Annotated in this window: 19 protein-coding genes; 5 read left to right on the top strand and 14 right to left on the bottom strand. The window is 57.1% G+C overall.

What is annotated here, in order from left to right:
• Nucleotides 1-5: 5 nt before the first annotated feature.
• Nucleotides 6-1,265 carry a serine hydrolase gene (locus G3M63_RS12005; protein WP_163983275.1) on the bottom strand — a complete coding sequence of 420 codons (1,260 nt, stop codon included), beginning with the start codon at nt 1,263-1,265 and terminating at the stop codon, nt 6-8.
• Nucleotides 1,266-1,451: 186 nt separating this feature from the next.
• Here G3M63_RS12005 and G3M63_RS12000 point away from each other — a divergent pair, with 186 nt between their 5' ends.
• Together G3M63_RS12000 and G3M63_RS19405 are read left to right on the top strand one after the other, a co-directional pair.
• A complete protein-coding gene (locus G3M63_RS12000) occupies nt 1,452-1,931 on the top strand; it encodes a peptidylprolyl isomerase (RefSeq protein ID WP_163983274.1) in 480 nt (159 codons plus the stop codon).
• Between the two features lie 310 nt (nt 1,932-2,241).
• Complete coding sequence (locus G3M63_RS19405; RefSeq protein ID WP_178100974.1) at nt 2,242-2,418, top strand: hypothetical protein; 177 nt, start codon at nt 2,242-2,244, stop codon at nt 2,416-2,418.
• Between the two features lie 11 nt (nt 2,419-2,429).
• Here G3M63_RS19405 and G3M63_RS11995 read toward each other — a convergent pair whose 3' ends face one another.
• Complete coding sequence (locus G3M63_RS11995) at nt 2,430-3,182, bottom strand: SDR family oxidoreductase (protein ID WP_163983273.1); 753 nt, start codon at nt 3,180-3,182, stop codon at nt 2,430-2,432.
• A gap of 228 nt (nt 3,183-3,410) precedes the next feature.
• On the opposite strand from G3M63_RS11995, the gene G3M63_RS11990 reads away from it, so the two are divergent.
• Entirely contained in the window at nt 3,411-3,866 is a 456-nt protein-coding gene (locus tag G3M63_RS11990; protein WP_163983272.1) for a hypothetical protein, read from the top strand.
• A 39-nt stretch (nt 3,867-3,905) separates the two neighbouring features.
• Here the strand turns inward: G3M63_RS11990 and G3M63_RS11985 are convergent, their stop codons facing one another.
• Nucleotides 3,906-5,342 carry an MFS transporter gene (locus G3M63_RS11985; protein WP_163983271.1) on the bottom strand — a complete coding sequence of 479 codons (1,437 nt, stop codon included), beginning with the start codon at nt 5,340-5,342 and terminating at the stop codon, nt 3,906-3,908.
• Nucleotides 5,343-5,738: 396 nt separating this feature from the next.
• On the opposite strand from G3M63_RS11985, the gene G3M63_RS11980 reads away from it, so the two are divergent.
• Complete coding sequence (locus G3M63_RS11980) at nt 5,739-5,945, top strand: bacterioferritin-associated ferredoxin (RefSeq protein ID WP_150300994.1); 207 nt, start codon at nt 5,739-5,741, stop codon at nt 5,943-5,945.
• 134 nt (nt 5,946-6,079) lie between these two features.
• Nucleotides 6,080-6,547 carry a bacterioferritin gene (bfr, locus tag G3M63_RS11975; protein WP_150300995.1) on the top strand — a complete coding sequence of 156 codons (468 nt, stop codon included), beginning with the start codon at nt 6,080-6,082 and terminating at the stop codon, nt 6,545-6,547.
• Between the two features lie 114 nt (nt 6,548-6,661).
• Here bfr and pyrF read toward each other — a convergent pair whose 3' ends face one another.
• The 11 genes from pyrF to gyrA all read right to left on the bottom strand — a co-directional run bounded on the left by pyrF (nt 6,662) and on the right by gyrA (nt 20,192).
• On the bottom strand, nt 6,662-7,366 hold the full coding sequence (gene pyrF, locus G3M63_RS11970) for an orotidine-5'-phosphate decarboxylase (protein WP_150300996.1): 705 nt from the start codon (nt 7,364-7,366) through the stop codon (nt 6,662-6,664).
• A gap of 29 nt (nt 7,367-7,395) precedes the next feature.
• Nucleotides 7,396-8,574: a lipopolysaccharide assembly protein LapB gene (lapB, locus tag G3M63_RS11965; protein ID WP_163983270.1), complete on the bottom strand. Its 1,179-nt coding sequence runs from the start codon at nt 8,572-8,574 to the stop codon at nt 7,396-7,398.
• A 1-nt stretch (nt 8,575) separates the two neighbouring features.
• A complete protein-coding gene (locus G3M63_RS11960) occupies nt 8,576-8,875 on the bottom strand; it encodes a lipopolysaccharide assembly protein LapA domain-containing protein (protein WP_163983269.1) in 300 nt (99 codons plus the stop codon).
• A gap of 65 nt (nt 8,876-8,940) precedes the next feature.
• On the bottom strand, nt 8,941-9,234 hold the full coding sequence (ihfB, locus tag G3M63_RS11955) for an integration host factor subunit beta (RefSeq protein WP_150300999.1): 294 nt from the start codon (nt 9,232-9,234) through the stop codon (nt 8,941-8,943).
• 172 nt (nt 9,235-9,406) lie between these two features.
• Entirely contained in the window at nt 9,407-11,089 is a 1,683-nt protein-coding gene (rpsA, locus tag G3M63_RS11950; RefSeq protein ID WP_150301000.1) for a 30S ribosomal protein S1, read from the bottom strand.
• Between the two features lie 156 nt (nt 11,090-11,245).
• Nucleotides 11,246-11,938: a (d)CMP kinase gene (gene cmk / locus G3M63_RS11945; protein ID WP_163983268.1), complete on the bottom strand. Its 693-nt coding sequence runs from the start codon at nt 11,936-11,938 to the stop codon at nt 11,246-11,248.
• On the bottom strand, nt 11,935-14,178 hold the full coding sequence (locus G3M63_RS11940) for a bifunctional prephenate dehydrogenase/3-phosphoshikimate 1-carboxyvinyltransferase (protein WP_163983267.1): 2,244 nt from the start codon (nt 14,176-14,178) through the stop codon (nt 11,935-11,937). Before G3M63_RS11940 ends, cmk begins: the two co-directional genes overlap by 4 nt.
• Nucleotides 14,171-15,283 carry a histidinol-phosphate transaminase gene (gene hisC / locus G3M63_RS11935; protein ID WP_163983266.1) on the bottom strand — a complete coding sequence of 371 codons (1,113 nt, stop codon included), beginning with the start codon at nt 15,281-15,283 and terminating at the stop codon, nt 14,171-14,173. The genes G3M63_RS11940 and hisC overlap by 8 nt, the downstream gene beginning before the upstream one ends.
• A 72-nt stretch (nt 15,284-15,355) precedes the next feature.
• Nucleotides 15,356-16,453, bottom strand: a complete 1,098-nt coding sequence (gene pheA, locus G3M63_RS11930; RefSeq protein WP_150301004.1) for a prephenate dehydratase — start codon at nt 16,451-16,453, stop codon at nt 15,356-15,358.
• Between the two features lie 5 nt (nt 16,454-16,458).
• Nucleotides 16,459-17,544 carry a 3-phosphoserine/phosphohydroxythreonine transaminase gene (gene serC / locus G3M63_RS11925; RefSeq protein ID WP_150301005.1) on the bottom strand — a complete coding sequence of 362 codons (1,086 nt, stop codon included), beginning with the start codon at nt 17,542-17,544 and terminating at the stop codon, nt 16,459-16,461.
• Nucleotides 17,545-17,546: 2 nt separating this feature from the next.
• On the bottom strand, nt 17,547-20,192 hold the full coding sequence (gene gyrA, locus G3M63_RS11920) for a DNA gyrase subunit A (RefSeq protein WP_163983265.1): 2,646 nt from the start codon (nt 20,190-20,192) through the stop codon (nt 17,547-17,549).
• Nucleotides 20,193-20,316: the final 124 nt, after the last annotated feature.

Raw genomic sequence — 20,316 nt, 5'->3', positions numbered from 1 at the left:
TCAGATCAAATCTCGTCGCCGTACAGGATTTTCGCGATGGCGCGGTGTACGCCTATTGAATGACGGTAATCGGTGTTCTGCATCATCCCCAGGGTAATGATGCCGTTTGCCGGATCGATCCAGGCCCAGGGTCCCTGCACGCCCCACCACCAGAACGTCCCTTCGGGCAGGACCGCCTCGTCGGCGTCGGTAACGACGGCCACGTTCAGGCCAAACTGATTTCCAGGATAGATCGGGCTGATGGCGTCTACCCCTTCAGGCAACTGGTTGCTGCGCATCGCCTGCACCGTTTCGGGCTTGAGCAGGCGCACTCCATCCAGTTCTCCGTCGTTAAGTAACATGCGCGCGAAACGCAGATAATCGTCCATGCTGGAAATCAAACCGCCTCCGCCATTCAGCATCCTCGGTTTGGTGGAATGCTGCGTATTCGGCAGCGGAACCAGACCACCCTCCTCTTCGGGCTGGTAGGACACTGCAAGCCGTTCTGCTTTGTCCTGCGGAACATAAAAATCGGTGTCATTCATTCCCAGCGGGACAAAGATGCGCTCCTTGAGAAACGTATCAAAACTCATCCCCGATAACACCTCTACCAACCGCGCCTGGACGTCCACCGAAACGCTGTAATGCCACTCCGTACCAGGCTGCTGACGTAGCGGGATTTTTGAGAGCTTGTCGACGGTTTCCGCCAGCGTCGACTCACGGTCAAAGATATTGGCTTGCTTGTACAGATCATCCACCTGGGATTCAGAGAAGAACCCATAGGTAAAACCGGCTGTGTGGGTCATCAGCTCATGGATGGTCACTGGATGATCAGCCGGCTCGGTAATGGGCTGGCCGTTCGGCCCCTCTTCTTTCGCCACTTTCAGGCCCTTCAGTTCCGGCAGGTATTTTTCTACCGGATCATCCAGCTGGAATTTACCCTCTTCATACAGCATGAGCATTGCCGTACCGGTAACAGGCTTGGTCAGTGAAAATATCTTGTACAACGTGTGCTCGGACAACGGCACCTTGTTCTCGACGTCCTGATAACCATGCTGCTTACGATGGATCACTTTGCCGTCCTGATATACCAGCGTGGCGATACCGGCCAGCTTGCCCTTGTCGACCTGCGCCTGGGCGGCTTGAGTCAGCATCTCGAGCCGCTCGGCGCTCACACTGTGAGAGGCGGGCTGATCCGCAAACAATGGCTGGCTGAAAAGAGCGCTGCCGAGTAGGCAACAGGCAAAACGAAGCCGTCTGGCGGCAGACTGCTGGGTCCGAAGCATGGTCACATATCCTTGGTATTGTTTGAAGATGGATACACTAATGGTATTTGTACCGCTTCGCCATCACCACAATGTGGCTTGAATGTTTCGCAATAGCCGTGGCGCAGGGGCCGCTGGCATGGCAATACTGAGCGCAAATCTGGATAATGCGCTCAGTCAAATAGCCCTATCGGAATCGATCCATATATGCAGATTACAAAGAACGCCGTTGTAGAGTTTCACTACAGTCTGTCCGACGCCAATGGCGAAATCGAAAACTCCCGCAAACACGAACCGGTGCTTTATCTTCACGGCCAGCCCGGCCTGATCGACAGCCTGGTTGAAGCCCTCGAAGGACATGAGACCGGTGACCGCTTCACTGTAGAGCTGACCGCGGAGCAGGCCTATGGACCGAAGCGGGAAAATGCGATCCAGAAGGTCCAGGTCAAACACTTGCAGGGCGCCAAGAAATGGAAGCCCGGCATGGTCGCTGTGATCCAGACAGAAGACGGTCCACGTCAGGTCACCATCCTCAAAGTTGGCCTCTCACAGGCCGAAGTCGACTCCAACCACCCGTTGGCTGGCAAGGATCTGACGTTCGACATCGAGATTCTGTCGGTCCGTGAGGCGACCGAAGAAGAACTGGCCCATGGGCATGCGCATGGCGTAGGTGGACACCAGCACTGAACTGATCAACTATCGATCGCCCGCCGGCTGCCAGGGCCGTGCAAGACGCCGTAAACCCGCCCTGGGGGCTTGGTGAAAACATTCCTGTTTTCACCACTTGCTCCACCCCGTCAACCGGCGGGCTTGATCAGGTATCGGTGTGACGATGATAGAAAGCATTTGGGCTTCCGACGTCTCGCGGCAGCTGACCACAAGCTCAGCCAGTCATCCGATTTCGACCAAGCCCATATTAAAAGCGCACTTTATGTCAAGCAAAGTTTGGCAAAAAGGTGTAAGATGGCTGCCCTTTCCTTATACAAGGCAGCCGTCCATGTCCGCGAAGACCACCACCAGCAAGCGCAAGGCAGATGCTGCCATAGCCACCAGCAGCTCTATCGATAGCCAGATAGAGAGTTTCCTGGCCTCCGGCGGCGAAATTCAGAAAATCCCGAATGGCAAGAGCGGCCAGGTATATGGTGCGCCTCGCCCAGGCAAACCTGCCAAATAACCTAGCCTGCCTCAGAAGGCCTGCGCCGCAGGTCGTATCACTATCTCGTTCACGTCTACTTCCGGTGGTTGTTCGATGGCATAGGCCATTGCCCTGGCAATGGTTTCAGCCGGAAGTGCGGTTCGATACATTTCTTCGAGCGTCGCCACCGTCGTTTGATCTGAACTGCCCTTCGGCAATTCTGTCTTGACTCCGCCCGGGGAGATCATTGTGCAGCGAATCGCCCCACCTTCCTGTCTGAGCCCTTCACTGATGGCTCTCACCGCAAATTTGGTTCCGCTATAAACAGCGCCCCCTGGGGCAACCTTGTGGGAAGCAATGGATCCGACATTGATGAAATGTCCGACTTTCTGCTTTTGGAATACCGGGAGTGCAGCCGCGATGCCGTACAGCACGCCCTTGATATTGATATCCACCATGCGCTCCCATTCCTCTACCCGCACTTTATGGATGCTTGCGATAGCCATCAGACCCGCATTGTTTATCAACACATCCACACGGCCATAACGTTCAAGGGCAAGGTCCACCAATGCCTGTACCTGCGTTGCACTGGTGACATCTGTCGCCTGGCAAACCGCTTCGCCGCCGCTGGCCTCTGTACCAGCTGCAGTAATCTCCGCAACAAGAGCCTCCAGACGCTCTATCCGCCGTGCTCCCAATACGACTTTCGCACCTCGCGCCGCCAGCAGCCTCGCTGCCGCCTCGCCTATGCCGCTACTGGCGCCGGTGATGATGATTACTTTGCCTTCGATTGTGCATGCCATGTTCAGCCTCACTTGATTGTTAATTGTCCGGAATCTCCTACGGAAACATACCGTTTAAAGCGACAAACGCGAGCAAACCGACCTTCAGGAATGATCATTCATTATCTGCATGGATAGCTGCGCCGAGCGCAAACGTCTCGCCTCCAGGCAAGGTCACGTTGCAATGACTATGCTGAAGGTGCAGTCAGCCGACCCGCAGCTGCTCCGATTCAAGCGAGGAAATTGCACATGTCTGTACCCGCACGTTTGATATTCCGCTACGCCCTGCTGATGCCTGTCCTTGGCGCCGCCACGCTTGGTTATGCGCAGCCTCCGGCGGTAGAAACAGACTCACCCGGTTATTCAGCCGAGCAGGCGCGTCTGGAAGGATCCCAACTTGAACCCGATCTACACGAGGAAGAAGCCGCCATACGCCGGCTGTACACGGAATACAGCGCATACGTCGAGCCTGTCGAAAAACTCTCACCCGACCTGAGCAGGAATATTGCGAAGGGCAAGGAGCTTCCGGCGGGCGCTGGCCGCAACGTAAACCCGCGACTACTGGCCAAGCTACCGGATTTCTCCGGTTATGAATGGCGTGAAGCCGGTCCCGACCTGGTTTTGATCAGATCGGCTGACGGAGTCGTTGCCGAGGTGGTAAGCGATGTCGTGATTGATGAAGGCGAAACCCCGGCTGGCCCATAAGCTTGCCCCGTCGTGAGCGACGGGGGCGCTTCCGTTGGACTAAGTCGTGCGGGCAGCCATTTCTACCCGGGCGTTACGCCGTATCACCCATTGATTGATACGTTCCTGGCGCTCGGAGGTGAGCGGGTAGCGCCAGGCAATGGCGAACGCCGCCATGTATAGCGATACTGGACCAAGGATGTAGAGCACGCGAAGAGCAAGTAGCTGATCTGCGGAATGGGTTGTAGCCTGGGCATCAAAACCCACCAGCGCTAACAGCCCGAGCGACAAGCCCAGTCCGATCGCCATTGCCAGCTTTTGCGCCATACCTGACATCGCGAAGAACAGACCGGTACGGTGTTCCTTGCTACGCGCAGTATCCAGATCCACGATATCGGCCAGCATTGAAAGCGGCAGGAACTGAAAGGCAGCGAAGCAGAATCCTTTCAGCGCGAACATGATCGCAAAGGGCACCAATTGTCCTACCTGCAAGAAAAACATTCCCAGAATACTGGCACTTGATACGCCCACCGCTACACAGAATGCTTTGTGTTTGCCGATTCGCTTACCCAGAAGCAGCCAGAACGGAATACCCAGAATCCCGACCCCGAAATACAGCAGGTACATCATGCCGATCTGCGCCTGGATCTGGATCACGTGCTGCATGAAGAACACGGACAACGCGTTGCGGAACGACTCCCCGGTAATGACGATGAGCAACATCAGCATCATGCGCTTGAACGGACCGTTATTCTTGAGCACCCGCAGGCCTTTCTTCCACTCGGTGCGCTGAATGGATCGCGCCGGCGCCTCCTTGACGAACAGCACGACCAGCAACACGGTAACCGGCAACATCAGCAGCAACATCCAGCCCATGCCTGCCAATATCGGTCCATAACCCATACTCAGCTGGCCGTCTGATCCGACCAGCCAGATCATAAAGCTCATCAGCACGCCGTCCGTTTCTCCAGCAGCAAACCGAGCAGCCATCGACTGCACGACTGCCGGAGCCAGTGCGGCGAGAAACAGGCCGATAAGCACATAACCTTCGCGCGATGCTGTGACACGGCTGCGTTGATGATACAGCGGAGAGAGCTCGGCGCCCCAGGCACCATAGGGCAGCGTCACCATCGTCCAGCCGAGATACATCAGGACGGTCCAGAGCAAGAGATGACCAAGGCCCGCTCCGTCCGGCGGCATGAATATCATTACTGTGCCCAGCAACATCAAGGGTGTGCCCATCAACAGCCACGGCTTGCGGCGTCCCAGACGGGTCTGCCAGCGGTCGCTCAGCGTGCCGATAAGCGGATCAGTGATTACATCCGACATTCTTGCCAGAACCAGAACCAGGGCCATCAAGCCCATGTTCAGGCCGATCTCCTGAGCGTAGAACGGTGGGAGATAGACCACTAACGGGTAGCCAATGATGGCCAGCGGCATACCGACGGAGCCGTGGATCAGGATTGTAGAACGCTTCAATACGCCAGATTGAGTCATGCATGTTCTCCGCGGAGGACCGTTATTCTAGTTATCGTCTCCAGGGTCACTGCCGACCGATCAGCAGTGGTTGACCTAGCGAAGCGATGGGCTTCTGAGGCCGATTCTATGACAGTCGATGCCCTTTACAAGCTGCGATGAACCGCAGCGCCCTGCAAGCCGGTCGTTGTTCGCTCCTGATTCGGAACAAAGGTTCGGCAACCCGGCAGGCATGCGGCTTCGCGGCGCCATCAGGCCGTACACACTGCCCACATTCAGAATTCTTATTTCTTGAGTAGGTTCGGAACGGGATGAAACGGGATTCATCTCCGCAACAACGAAACAGCCAGCAGCGTTTGACAAGCATTCTCATTAGCATTAGCATGATTTCCAAGTCCACGGGGTTGGGGGTTGTGCATGTATATCTGTCTTTGCAAGGGTGTAACTGACCGCCAGATCCGAGAAGCGATCAGCGAAGGGGCCAGCAGCATGCGGGATTTGCGCGCAACACTCGACGTCGCCAGTCAGTGCGGAAAATGTGGACGCGAATGCAAGTCCCTGCTCGCCGAGAACCTTGTAGGCAGCCAAGTGGCGTTCCAGAGCGCTCAATTCGTGGCAGCCTGAACAGAGCATCAGCCAGCAACGCCAAAACTATTGCGAATCGTTCGTAATTCCTTTTTATATCAGTCAGTTATAGTTTGACAGCACCGGGACTCCGGACCAGACTTGCTGTCTGATATACCCTGAGGAATAGAGTCATGAAAGGCGATAGCGTAGTTATCCAGCACCTCAATACTGTATTGGGAAATGAACTGGTCGCGATCAACCAGTATTTCCTGCACGCCCGAATGCTCCAGGATTGGGGCTTGGAAAAACTGGGCGAATATGAATACAAGGAATCCATCGACGAGATGAAGCACGCCGACATGCTGATAAAGCGGGTGCTGTTTCTCGAAGGTCTCCCCAACCTGCAAGACCTTGGCAAACTGCTTATCGGCGAGAATGTCCGAGAAATCCTGGAATGCGATCTGCGCCTGGAAATGGCTGGTATCCCTGACCTGAAGACAGCCATAGCCTATTGCGAAACAGTCGCTGACTACGGAAGTCGCGAATTGTTTGAAGATATTCTGGAATCAGAAGAAGAACATATCGACTGGCTGGAAACCCAGCTTGGCCTGATCGACAGGGTTGGGCTGGAAAATTATCAGCAGTCGCAAATGAGCTGATTAGCTGTAAGCGTCGCGGCTGCCCCGAACAGGGCGCAGCCGCTTCAGCATTGATCTCTCACAGGTTTCGCTATTCAGGCGCTCAGCTCCATCCTTGCCGCCCTACCCTTCTCGTCAGCCTTCCAGACCCGCCAGAATCGACCTCAACGCGTTCATTGGCTGATCCGAGCGCGTTATAGGTCGCCCTATCACCATATAGCTGCTGCCGTTCTCAAGGGCCTGACGCGGCGTAACGATACGCTTCTGGTCATCAGCGCTGCTGTCGGCTGGACGGATCCCCGGTGTGACCAGCAAGAACTCATCTCCCAACGCACCACGCAACGCCCGCGCTTCCCGCGCCGAGCACACAACGCCATCCAGACCACATTCCTGTGTTAGCCGCGCCAGACGCTGGACCTGCACCATGGGTTCGATATCGATACCAACTTCCTGCAGATCCTCCTGCTCCAGACTGGTCAACACCGTGACCGCCGTCAGCAGCGGCCTGGCACCGGACGCGCGTCGCTCGAGGGTCTCTCTGCAGGCTTCCATCATGCGCCGTCCACCACCGGCATGGACGTTGACCATCCAGACACCCAGCTCGGCCGCCGCCTGAACGGCGCAAGCGGTGGTATTGGGGATGTCGTGAAATTTCAGGTCCAGAAATACTTCGAAGCCTTTGGCTTGAAGCGCTTCGACCACGGCTGGCCCGGAACTGGTAAACAGCTCCTTGCCGACTTTCACGCGGCACAGCTTGGGCTCAAGCTGATCCGCCATAGCCAGAGCAGACGGCGCATCGGGATAATCCAGCGCAACGATTACGGATGTATTACAAGGCATGCTTGGTTCCTGTTGCAAATCGGAATGGTTCAAATGGCTTTCTGCCCCTTGAGCGGTCTGATAGTTGACCAGCCATGACAGGTAGGACACTGCCAATGGAGTTGTCGAGTGGAAAAGCCGCACGCCTGGCAACGGTACTGATGAGCGTCCGAGATCAGCGCTTCGATAACGCCCCGTAGTGCAAGCAGATTTTCCCGGCCTTTAGGCTCAACGGCGTTCTCGTGCAGATCCATCAGGTAGATCAGACCGCGCAATGAGGGCTCAGCTTGGAGATGAGCCACCATGTATCGGCTGGCTGGAGCAGTTCCTGAGTGTTTTTTTATCTCGTCGGCACGTTCCATGACGGTAGCAATCGGCGAGCTTCTAGCCTGGCCAATTACCTTGTCGAGATAGCCGGATAAATTCAGAGCGCCATTATCTGCGCAGCGCCTCGCCAACGGCAAGGCTTGAGGCACAAAATCCGGATCGGTTTCGGCCAGTTGATTCAGCCATTTAACGCACTCTCGATGGTTACCCTGCTGCTCTTCAAGCTCTGCAAGCATCAGGATCGCCCGCACATTCGCCCTGTTGGCTCCTAATGCGCTGCCCAGATGCGTAATGGCCTGCTGCCAGTCGCGCTTGCGCTGTGCTGTCAAGGCCCGCTCGCAGTGATAGTGCGCAAGTGTTGCGGCAAAGGCCGGGCGCTCAGTGACGAGCTTCTCGCCCACCTTCACCGCCTGTTCCCAGTCCCGCTCGCGTTCGTGGATTCTCACCAGATCGACGAGAGCGTCGGCGCGCATCGGAGACTGGTTACTGATCAGCTCGTCCAATAAGCGCTCTGCTCGCGGGTACATGCCGACCGTCAGATAGTCCCGCGCCAGTTCGTACTGTACCCGGTCGCCCTGCTCACGGGTCAGGTTAGGGCGTGCCAGCAAGTTTTGATGGACCTTGATCGCACGCTCAACATCGCCCCGCTGGCAAAACAGCCGGCCAATGGCAATGTGGGTTTCCACCGTTTCAGGATTGACTTCCAAAGCACGAATGAAGGTCTCGATGGCCTCATCGGGTTGTTCGTTCAGCAGATAATTGAGGCCAATGAAATAGTGTCGATCGATAGCGCTTCCGTGCGGCTCTACCAGGAACCGTACCTTGATTGCCTCGCGCCGGCCCAGATACCAACCGATAGCCAGAGCCGCCATGAACAGTCCAAGGAACAGCAGTTCCCGCATATCACCCCTTGATCGCCTGCGTGCGCAGCTTGTCTATTTCTTTACGGTGACGGTTCAGCTCATTGTTCTGCACCATGAGACGCAGCCGCAGTCGGGTCGTGACCAACCAACCGATAAAGATACCCAGCAGACTACCGACGATGAACGCCAACACGATGAAGAGCGAAAGAGGAAATTCCGGGGATTGCAGTTCAAGAAACTGCAAGGTGACTCCCTGCTGATTTTCCAGCACGAAATCAAGGGTCGCCAGGGCGACCAGCAAGGAAACGATGATAAGCGCCACGCGCTTCAGCCACTGCATTGCCGCCACTCCCTTTCTGAATATTGAGCGGAGTATAGCGCAGCGCCAAGTGCGGTTGATATGACTCAGGCGTTTTCGAGCGACTCGTTAACGCGGTCGCGTAACTCCTTGCCTGGTTTGAAATGCGGCACGAACTTGCCATCAAGCTCTACAGCATCGCCCGTTTTCGGGTTTCGCCCCAGTCGAGGGGCGCGATAGTGCAGCGAGAAACTGCCAAATCCGCGTATTTCGATTCGCTCGCCCGTCGACAGCGCCTGGGACATGTGTTCCAACATTGTCTTGATCGCAAGCTCCACATCCTTTGCCGACAACTGTCCCTGCTGTTCGACTATGCGCTCGATCAACTCCGACTTGGTCATGGTTTTTCCTTTTTTATCAAGCGGCTAGATCCGTTTTCAACGGTTTTACCATGCTTGACGCCGTTTGAACAGCCTGATAAAGGACAAAATCAGGCGGGACGGCTACTGATTTCCTGCGCACACAAAAAAGGGCGACCGAAGTCGCCCTTTTTCAGGGATTACAAAGGCTTGCTTAGTTGCCCTTGTTTTCCATCTGCTGCTTGATCAGATCACCGATGGTGGTCGGACCAGCTGCCAGCATTTCCTGCTTGCGCAGGTCCTGGATGGCTTCTTTCTCGTCTTCAACGTCCTTGGCCTTGATCGACAGGCTGATGACGCGGCTCTTGCGATCGATGCTGATGACCTTGGCTTCAACTTCGTCGCCAACGTTCAGAACGTTGCGAGCATCTTCAACGCGATCACGGCTGATTTCGGAGGCTTTCAAAGTACCTTCGATATCGTCAGCCAGGGTAATTACAGCACCCTTGGCGTCAACTTCCTTGACCGTACCGTTGATGATGCTGCCCTTCTCGTTCAGGGATACGAAGTTGGAGAACGGATCGTCTTCCAGCTGCTTGATACCCAGAGAGATACGCTCGCGCTCAGGATCAACGGACAGGATGACTGTTTCGATCTCGTCGCCCTTCTTGAAACGGCGTACGGCTTCTTCACCGACTTCGTTCCAGGAGATATCGGACAGGTGAACCAGGCCGTCGATGCCACCGTCCAGACCAATGAAGATACCGAAATCGGTGATCGACTTGATCGAACCGGAGATCTTGTCGCCCTTGTTGAACTTGCTGGAGAACTCTTCCCACGGGTTCATCTTGCACTGCTTGATGCCCAGGGAGATACGACGACGATCTTCGTCGATATCCAGAACCATGACTTCCACTTCATCGCCAACCTGAACGACTTTGGAAGGATGGATGTTCTTGTTGGTCCAATCCATTTCGGAAACGTGCACCAGGCCTTCAACGCCCTCTTCCAGCTCGGCAAAGCAGCCGTAGTCGGTAAGGTTGGTGACCTTGGCGTTTACACGCGTGCCTTCTGGATAACGGCCAGTGATGGCGACCCATGGATCTTCGCCCAGCTGCTTCAGACCCAGGGAAACGCGGTTGCGCTCGCGGTCGAATTTCAGCACCTTGACGTCGATCTCGTCGCCGACATTGACGATCTCGGAAGGATGCTTGATACGCTTCCAGGCCATATCGGTGATGTGCAGCAGGCCATCTACGCCGCCCAGATCAACGAAAGCGCCGTAATCGGTGAGGTTCTTGACGATACCTTTGACGACCTGGCCTTCCTGCAAGGTTTCCAGCAGAGCTTCACGCTCGGCACTGTTCTCGGCTTCGAGGACGGCACGACGGGAAACGACGACGTTGTTGCGCTTCTGGTCCAGCTTGATGACCTTGAATTCCAGCTCTTTGCCTTCCAGGTGCGTGGTATCGCGGACCGGACGGACATCGACCAGGGAACCCGGCAGGAACGCGCGGATGGTGTTGACGTCGACGGTAAAGCCACCTTTGACCTTGCCGTTGATAACACCCTTGACGATTTCTTCTGCGGCGAAAGCTGCTTCGAGGACTTTCCAGGATTCGGCGCGCTTGGCCTTTTCACGGGACAGCTTGGTCTCACCGAAACCGTCTTCAACGGCTTCCAGTGCTACGTGCACCTCATCACCCACGTTGATGGTCAGTTCGCCCTGATCGTTCAGGAACTGCTCACGCGGAATGACACCCTCGGATTTCAGACCGGCGTGAACGGTGACCCAATCGGAGTCGATGTCCACAACAATACCGGTGATGATGGAGCCTGGCTCCATATCGAGGGTTACTAGGCTTTCTTCAAAAAGTTCGGCAAAGCTTTCGCTCATTTGGATTCCTGTAAATGTTTATTAAGGCAGTAACCGCCTGGCCGCTCTAATGCGGGCCCTGCAGCAAACATACCCGCCACGCCACCAGCTTGCGTGGGTTGATTATTTAAACCCTTTTACCGGTGGGGCTGGTTTCCCGGTAAAAGACCTTTGAAATCAGTTGAGCAGATCGCGCCTGAGCGCTTCCGCATGCACCTTTTCCAGGACCTCATCGATTGTCATGCTGGTAGAGTCAATCAGGAGCGCATCCTCAGCAGGCCGTAAAGGCGCAACGCTGCGGTTCATGTCCCGCTCGTCTCGAGCAACAATCTCATCAAGAAGACTCGCCAGATTAGCAGTTTCACCCTTACCCAGCAACTGCTTGTGGCGCCGTTCAGCCCTTTCCTCGGGACTGGCGGTCAGAAATACCTTCAGTGGCGCGTCGGTAAATACCACGGTGCCCATATCCCGGCCGTCAGCAACCAGGCCCGGCGGCTCACGAAACACACGTTGACGCTGCAACAACGCCTCGCGAACCGAGGATAACGCAGCGACGATAGAAGCATTGGCGCCGACCGCCTCGCTTCTGATCGCCCGGGTGACCTCCTCTCCTTCGAGAAGAATGTGCTGTTCCCGGTTGTCTTCCGAGGTTACGAAGCGGACGTCAAGGTGAGCCGCCAATGCTTCCAGACTTTTCTCGTTGTCCAGCGCGATACCATGATTTTGCGCAGCAAACGCCAGCAGCCTGTACAAGGCACCGGAATCGAGAAGATTCCAGCCCAGCTTCGCCGCCAGCAAACCTGCGATAGTGCCTTTCCCCGAGCCACCGGGCCCATCGATGGTAATTACCGGTATGGCTTGTTCTGTCACACGCTTTCCTCCAACCGGACCTGAATGCCCGCCGTTTGGGCAAGCTCGATAAAGTCCGGGAATGATGTCGCTACGTTGGCGCAGTCGTTGATATGAATCTCTCCAGTCGCACGCAACGAAGCGACGCTGAACGACATCGCGATGCGATGATCACCGTGGCTATCAATGCTGCCCCCATGAATATTGCCACCCTCGATAATGATGCCGTCAGGCGTCGGCTCAGCGGACACACCCAGCGCCTGCAAGCCGTCCGCCATCACCTGAATGCGATCCGATTCCTTTACCCGCAGCTCCTCTGCACCGCGCAACACGGTACGGCCTTCAGCGCACGCCGCGGCAACAAACAGCGCGGGGAATTCGTCGATAGCCAATGGCACCTGGTCCACGGGAATCTCGATTCCCTTCAGCGGCGCATAGCGCACGCGTATATCGGCTACTGGCTCGCCACCTACCTCGCGCTCGTTCTCAACAGTCAGGTCGCCACCCATGGCGCGCAGGATATTGATCACGCCGATACGGGTCGGGTTGATGCCGACGTGCTCAAGCAGCAGGTCGGACCCTTCGGCAATACTGGCGGCCACCATGAAAAACGCAGCGGACGAGATATCTGCAGGAACGTCGATCTTGCACGCCGTCAGCTTATGTCCCGGTTCGACCGTGACCGTGGCGCCTTCGACTTTTACCGGATAGCCAAAGCCTTTCAACATACGTTCGGTGTGGTCACGGGTAGGCGCAGGCTCGGTGACCGAAGTCGACCCTGATGCATACAAGCCCGCCAACAGCAGGCAGGATTTCACCTGCGCACTTGCCATCGGCATAGTGTAGTCCATGCCCATCAGGGTGCCATCGCCGTAGATCCGCAGCGGTGGACGCCCATCGCTGGCGGTCTCGATACGAGCGCCCATTTCACGCAGCGGCTTGGCGACCCGGCCCATCGGCCGCTTGGAGAGCGACGCATCGCCAGTCAGTACCGTATCGAACCGCTGCGCGGCAAGCAGGCCGGACAGCAAGCGCATGGACGTTCCGGAATTGCCCACATACAGCGGACCGGGCGGCGCTTGTAGTCCGTTCATGCCAACACCGTTGATCGTCACCCGGCCGTGGTGCGGGCCTTCGATGACTACGCCCATGTCGCGGAACGCCTGCAAGGTCGCCAGGCTGTCCTCGCCCTCGAGGAAACCTTCGACCTCGGTTACCCCTTCGGCGAGTGATCCAAGCATGATTGAGCGATGGGAGATAGATTTGTCGCCTGGTACGCGGATGCGTCCTGTGACAGACCCACCCGGAGCGGCTATGAAGTTGGTCATTTTAGTCTGCATGGGTTCCATATATGCCCTGCGGGCCAGAATAGTACTGAAATGCTCACGCGCCGACTTAGCCCGGGTAAACACACCCAGCAGGGTATTGGCATCCCGCGCTTCGACCGCCGCGCGCAAGCGGCTTAAATCCTTGGTAAAGGCATCGAGACTACGCAACACGGCGTCCCGATTGGCCAGAAACACATCGCGCCACATCACCGGATCGCTGGCGGCAATACGGGTAAAATCCCGGAAACCGCCTGCAGCGTAGCGAAAGATGTCGAGGTTCTCACTGCGGGCGGCCAGCGTATCGACCAGCGAAAACGCCAACAGATGCGGCAAATGACTGGTCGCGGCCAGCACTTCATCGTGATCTGTAAGCCCCATGAATTCCACATCTCCACCCAGGGCACGCCACAGGCTCGCCACCCGCTCGAGTGCCTGCTCGCTGGTATTTTCCAGCGGAGTGAGAATGACCTTGTGTCGCTTGAACAGATCTGCCCGTGCAGCTTCGATACCGCTTTTTTCCGAACCGGCGATCGGATGACCCGGCACGAACAGCGACGGGATATTGCCGAACGCCTTCTCAACCGCTTCGACGACCGCGCGTTTGGTACTGCCGGCATCGGTCAATACAGCCTGACCCAGGTCCAGCGTGGCCAACGCAGCGAGCACTTCTTCCATTGCCAGCACTGGCACGGCGAGCATGATGACATCGGCCCCCTGCACCGCCTCGGCCAGATCGGCAGTGACCCGGTCCACGATCCCGAGCGGAACAGCCATACGACGCGCCATCGGATCAGGATCGCAACCGACCACTTCCCGACAGATCCCGCTGGCCCGCAAGCCCTTCGCAAAGGAGCCGCCAATGAGGCCCAGCCCTACTACCGCCAGCCGCCCGATAATAGGCGCCTCGGGTGACGGAGCGGTGACATCATTCATCGGCCAGGACCTCTGCCAGCGCATCCAGGAAACGCTGGTTTTCGGCCGGCAACCCAATGGTGACACGCAGGTGATTCGGCATGCCGTAGCCTGCAACGGGACGTACGATGACGCCCCTGCGCAACAGCCCCTGGTAAACAGGCGCTGCTTCGCGTCCAAGATCGACCGCGATGAAGTTGCCGCGCGAGGGAATCCAGTTCAGCCCCAGCTCACGGAACCCCTGCTCCAGCTGCGCCATGCCTTCGCGATTGGCGCGGCGACTTTCGTCCAGGTAGGCGTGATCAGACAGACTGGCCACTGCGGCCGCCAGCGCGAGACTGTTTACGTTGAATGGCTGGCGAACCCGGTTCAGCACATCTGCGATAGCCGGACTACTGATGCAATACCCGACGCGCAAAGCGGCCAGGCCATACGCCTTGGAGAAGGTGCGCGATACGACCACATTGGAATAGCGCGTCACGTAATCGAAGCCATTCACTGCGTGCTCGTCTTCGACGTACTCCGTATAGGCCTCGTCCAGCACCACCAACACCCGCTCAGGCACCCGGTCAAGAAAGGCTTCGAGCGCCGCGCGCTCTACCCAGGTACCCGTCGGGTTATTCGGGTTCGCCACAAATATCACGCGTGTAGCTGGCGTGATCGCGGCCGCCATGGCGTCGAGATCGTGCCCCCAATCGCGCGCAGGCACTTCCACCGCGCGCGCGCCCACCGCCTGAGTGACGATCGGATACACAGCAAAAGCGTGCTGACTGAAGATCACCTCATGCTCAGGAGCAACGAAGGCGCGGGCCAGCAACTCGAGAATGTCATTGGAGCCGTTTCCGAGTGTAATCATCGCCAGGTCAAACCCGAAGCGGCTACCAATAGCCTGCTTCAGAGCAAAACCGTTACCGTCCGGATATCGGGTCAGATCCGGTAATGCCTGCTGGATGGCCCTGATTGCCATCGGTGCCGGACCGAGCGGATTCTCGTTGCTTGCCAGTTTGATGATTTCAGCCGGATCGAGATCGAATTCCCGAGCCAGCTCTTCAATGGGCTTTCCGGGTACATAGGGGCTCAACTTCTGCACGCCCGGAAGCGCCAGGGCGAGGAAATCACAACTCATAGTTCATACCTCAAGCTTCGAGAGAGACCGGGCAATGCTGTTCGCAAACAACGCTTGCCCGCTACAGGCAGATTACAGGACGGCTTTTGGATAGGAGCCCAACACCTTCACAGCCACCGAATCGTTGTTGACCTTTTCCAGCACATCCCTGACCAGGGGATCATCCTGATGGCCAAAGAAATCGATGAAGAAGACGTAAGTCCACTTGCCGATGCGCGACGGACGCGTTTCGATCCGCGTCAGATCAATTCCATTGGCATGGAAAGGCTGCAGCAGCTCATGCAGCGCGCCAGGCTTGTTGCGCGTGGACACAATAACGGAGGTCTTGTCATCACCGGTCGAAGGCACTGACTGAGTGCCAATAATGAGGAAGCGCGTGGAGTTATCCGGACGGTCTTCAATCTTCTCGGCAATCTTGGTCAGCTCGTACAACTCACAGGCCATATCACCGGCGATAGCCGCGGAGTTCCATTCTCCACGTACCCGCTTGGCTGCCTCGGCGTTGCTGCTGACTGCCACCCGCTCGACGTTGGGGTAATGCGCATCCAGCCACTTGCGGCACTGCGCCAACGACTGGGCGTGAGAATACACGCGGGAAATCTTGTCGGTGCGGGTGTTCTCGCCGACCAGTAAATGGTGATGAATACGCAGCTCGACCTCGCCACAGATGACCATATCGTGTTCGAGAAAGCTGTCGAGCGTATGGTTGATTGCCCCTTCCGTGGAATTCTCCACCGGCACCACGCCGAATTGCACCGCGCCAGCGGCAACCTCCCGGAAGATTTCGTCGATGGCCGCCATCGGCACACTGATCACCGAATGCCCGAAATGCTTGATCGCGGCAGCCTGGGTAAAGGTGCCCTCCGGCCCCAGGTAGGCGACCTTGAGCGGCTCTTCAAGTGCCAGGCAGGCAGACATGATTTCGCGGAACAGCCGGGCCATTTCCTCGTTATCGAGGGGCCCCTTGTTCAGCTCCATGATATGTTTGAGTACCCAGGCCTCACGTTCAGGCCGGTAGTACACCGGCTTGGCACCGGCGGGCAACGACTTCTGCTTGACCTGAGCAACCGTCTGCGCGCACTGGGCGCGCTCACTGATCAGCTCGAGAATCTTCTCGTCAATCGTATCAATACGGTTTCGTAGAGCCTGGAGCTGCGCTTCATCTGACATGGACATCAACCGTGCTGTTTCTCGAATTCGGCCATATAGGCCACCAGCGCATCCACCGCCGTTTCAGGCACTGCGTTATAGATGGAAGCGCGCATACCGCCTACTGACCGGTGTCCCTTCAGGTTGAGCAGGCCGCGCTCAGCCGCGCCCGCAAGAAAAGGCTTGTCCAGTCGATCATCAGCCAGCCGGAACGGAATGTTCATCCACGACCGGTCGGCGATGTTGATCGGATTGGTATACAGCTCACTGCCATCGATAGCCGCGTAGAGCTTGCGCTGCTTGGCATCGTTGATCTTTTCCATCGCATCCAGACCACCCTTATCCTTCAGCCACTGAAAAATCAGGCCGGAGAGATACCAGGCAAAGGTTGGCGGCGTGTTGTACATCGATCCGTTCTTGGCTGCCACGCTGTAGTCGAGCATGGTGGGGCACTTGCTGTGCGCCTTGCCCAGCAGACTTTCGTGAACGATGACGACTACCAGACCGCTGGGCCCGATGTTCTTCTGTGCGCCGGCATAGATCAGACCAAATTTCGACACGTCCAGCGGACGGGACAGGATGGTCGAGGACATATCCGCGACCAATGGTTTGTCGCCTACTTCCGGAATCCAGTTGAACTCCAGCCCACCGATGGTCTCGTTGGGGGTGTAATGTACGTAGGCCGCCTCGTCTGACAGGCTCCACTCGTTCTGCCCCGGAATAGCGAAATAGTCATAGGCCTCTGCCGAGGCGGCCACATTGACGTGCCCGTACCGGGACGCTTCCTCGATGGCCTTGCGTGACCATATACCGGTATCGATATAGTCGGCGCTTCCGCCTTCTCCCAGCAGATTCAACGGTATCTGCGCAAACTGCTGGCTCGCGCCACCCTGCAGAAACAACACGCGGTAGTCACTCGGGATCAATAGCAGATCGCGTAAATCCTGCTCCGCGCGCTCGGCGATACCGACGAACTCATCACTGCGGTGGCTCATTTCCATGACTGACAGACCCTTGCCCTGCCAGTCAAGCAAATCAGCCTGGGCTTGCTGCAGTACCGCTTCGGGTAGCGCGGCCGGGCCGGCGCAGAAATTGAACAGACGCTTGCTCACATTCACTCCTGGTCATCAATCGTCGGTGCGGCATCATCGTCTGCCGGGCCGGTCGCCATGTCATCCGTCACATCCGCTGCGTCGGCATCTTCTTCGAGTTCCTCATCATCAAGCTCGCTGGGCTCTTGCACGCGCTCCAGGCCGACCAGCTTCTCGCCATTGGATAGCTTGATAAGCGTCACGCCCTGGGTATTGCGCGACAGGCTGGATACTTCGCTGACGCGGGTACGCACCAATGTGCCCTGATCGGAAATCAACATGATTTCCTCACCGTCGACTACCTGTACGGCCCCGACCAGCGGACCATTGCGTTCATTGGAGACCATGGCAATGACGCCCTGACCACCGCGATTGTACTGGGGGAAGTCCTCGATTGGAGTGCGCTTACCGAAGCCTCGCTCGGAGGCGGTAAGGATCGCAGTGCCTTCTTCAGCCACGATCATCGACACCAGGCACTGCCCTTCTGCCAGGCGCATACCGCGCACACCACGGGCCGTACGACCCATTGCCCGCACATCGGTCTCCTTGAATCGAGTCACCTTGCCGCCATCGGAGAACAGCATGATTTCACGTTCACCATTGGTCACAGCGGCGGAGATCAGCGTATCGCCTTCGTCCAGATCCAGCGCGATCAGACCCACTGTACGCTGACGACTGAACTGCTCGAGCGGCGTCTTCTTCACCGTGCCCTTGGCGGTCGCCATGAACACAAACCAGCCTTCGGTGTATTCATCGACCGGCAGCATCGTTGTGATGTACTCGCCCTCGTCCAGCGGTAACAGATTCACCAGCGGACGGCCACGCGCGGTGCGGGACGCCTCGGGAATTTCGTAGGTCTTGAGCCAGTACACCTTGCCCTTGCTCGAGAACATCATGATGGTTGTGTGACTGTTGGCTACCAGCAGGTGAGAAACATAATCCTCATCCTTCACGCCTGTGGCTGCTTTCCCACGGCCGCCCCGGCGCTGCGCCTGATAATCAGCCAGCGGCTGGCTCTTCGCGTAACCGCCATGGGAAATAGTGACAACGCGGTCTTCCTCGGTGATCAGGTCTGCGATAGTCAGATCCAGGCGTGAGGCGACAATTTCACTGCGACGGGCATCGCCGTAGTTGCTGCGAATCAGCTCGAGCTCCTCGACGATCACTTCCATCAGCCGTACCTGGCTGTTCAGAATGCGCAACAGCTCGCCGATCTGGACCAGGATTTCCTGATACTCGGTCAGCAGTTTTTCATGCTCCAGACCGGTCAGGCGATGCAGGCGCAATTCGAGAATGGCCTGAGCCTGTTCCGGAGACAGATAATATTTGCCTTCACGCAGCCCGTACTGCTCAGGCAGCTCATCGGGGCGACAGACATCTGCACCAGCACGATCGACCATCTCCAACACCGCACCGGGTTCCCAGGCAGTGGAAATCAAACGTTCCTTGGCTTCAGCTGGTGAGGGCGATGCCTTGATCAGTGCAATGACCGGGTCGATATTGGATAACGCAACCGCCTGACCTTCAAGAATATGGCCGCGTTCACGCGCCTTGCGCAATTCATATACGGTACGGCGGGTAACCACTTCCCGTCGATGCCGTACGAAGGCTTCCAGCAGCTCCTTGAGATTAAGGATCCGTGGGCGCCCATCCAGCAAACCAACGATATTGATGCCGAATACGTTCTGCATCTGGGTTTGCGAGTACAGGTTGTTCAGCACGACCTCGGCCACTTCGCCGCGACGCAGTTCGATAACTACGCGCATGCCGTCCTTGTCGGACTCATCGCGCAGCTCAGTAATGCCTTCGATCTTCTTCTCTTTAACCAGCTCGGCGATCTTCTCGATCAAACGAGCCTTGTTGACCTGGTACGGTAGCTCATGGATGAGAATCTGCTGGCGGCCACCGACCTTGTCGATGTCCTCGATCTCGCAACGAGCGCGAACGTAAATGCGGCCGCGACCGGTCTTGTAGGCTTCAACAATGCCCGCTCGCCCGTTGATGATCCCGGCCGTGGGAAAGTCAGGACCCGGAATATGTTCCATCAATTCATCAATGGACATTTCAGGGTTGGCAATCAGCGCCAAACACCCGTTGATGACCTCGGTCAGGTTGTGCGGCGGAATATTGGTCGCCATACCGACTGCGATACCGCTGGAACCGTTTACCAGCAGGTTCGGGACCTTGGTCGGGAGTACCGCTGGGATCTGCTCGGTACCGTCATAGTTTGGTACCCAGTCAACGGTTTCCTTTTCCAGGTCGGCCAGCAGCTCATGGGCCAGCTTGGTCATCCGGATTTCGGTATATCGCATGGCAGCAGCGCTGTCGCCATCTACCGAACCGAAGTTGCCCTGCCCGTCCACCAGCAGGTAACGCAGCGAGAATGGCTGAGCCATACGAACAATGGTGTCGTATACGGCGGAGTCGCCATGCGGGTGATATTTACCGATGACGTCACCCACCACACGGGCGGATTTCTTGTATGGCTTGTTCCAGTCGTTATTCAGCTCGCTCATGGCGAACAGCACGCGGCGGTGAACCGGCTTCAGGCCATCGCGCACGTCAGGCAGAGCACGACCGACGATCACGCTCATGGCGTAGTCGAGGTAGGACTGTTTCAGCTCGTCTTCGATATTGACTGGAAGGATTTCTTTGGCCAGTTCGCCCATGAAACGGCATTCCTTTTGGTGGCGGCAACCTGATGATGCCTATCGCGTAAGATCGACGCTTGCGAGGCCTCCTGAGAGGCCCCGGATTAAAGGCGGAAAGTGTACCACAGTCGAGCCCTGGAGG

The sequence above is a fragment of the Pseudomonas sp. OIL-1 genome (assembly GCF_010669185.1).
Taxonomy (GTDB): domain Bacteria; phylum Pseudomonadota; class Gammaproteobacteria; order Pseudomonadales; family Pseudomonadaceae; genus Halopseudomonas; species Halopseudomonas profundi.
Note: the sequence above shows the minus strand (reverse complement) of the source record. Positions and strands in the feature narration are given on the sequence as shown.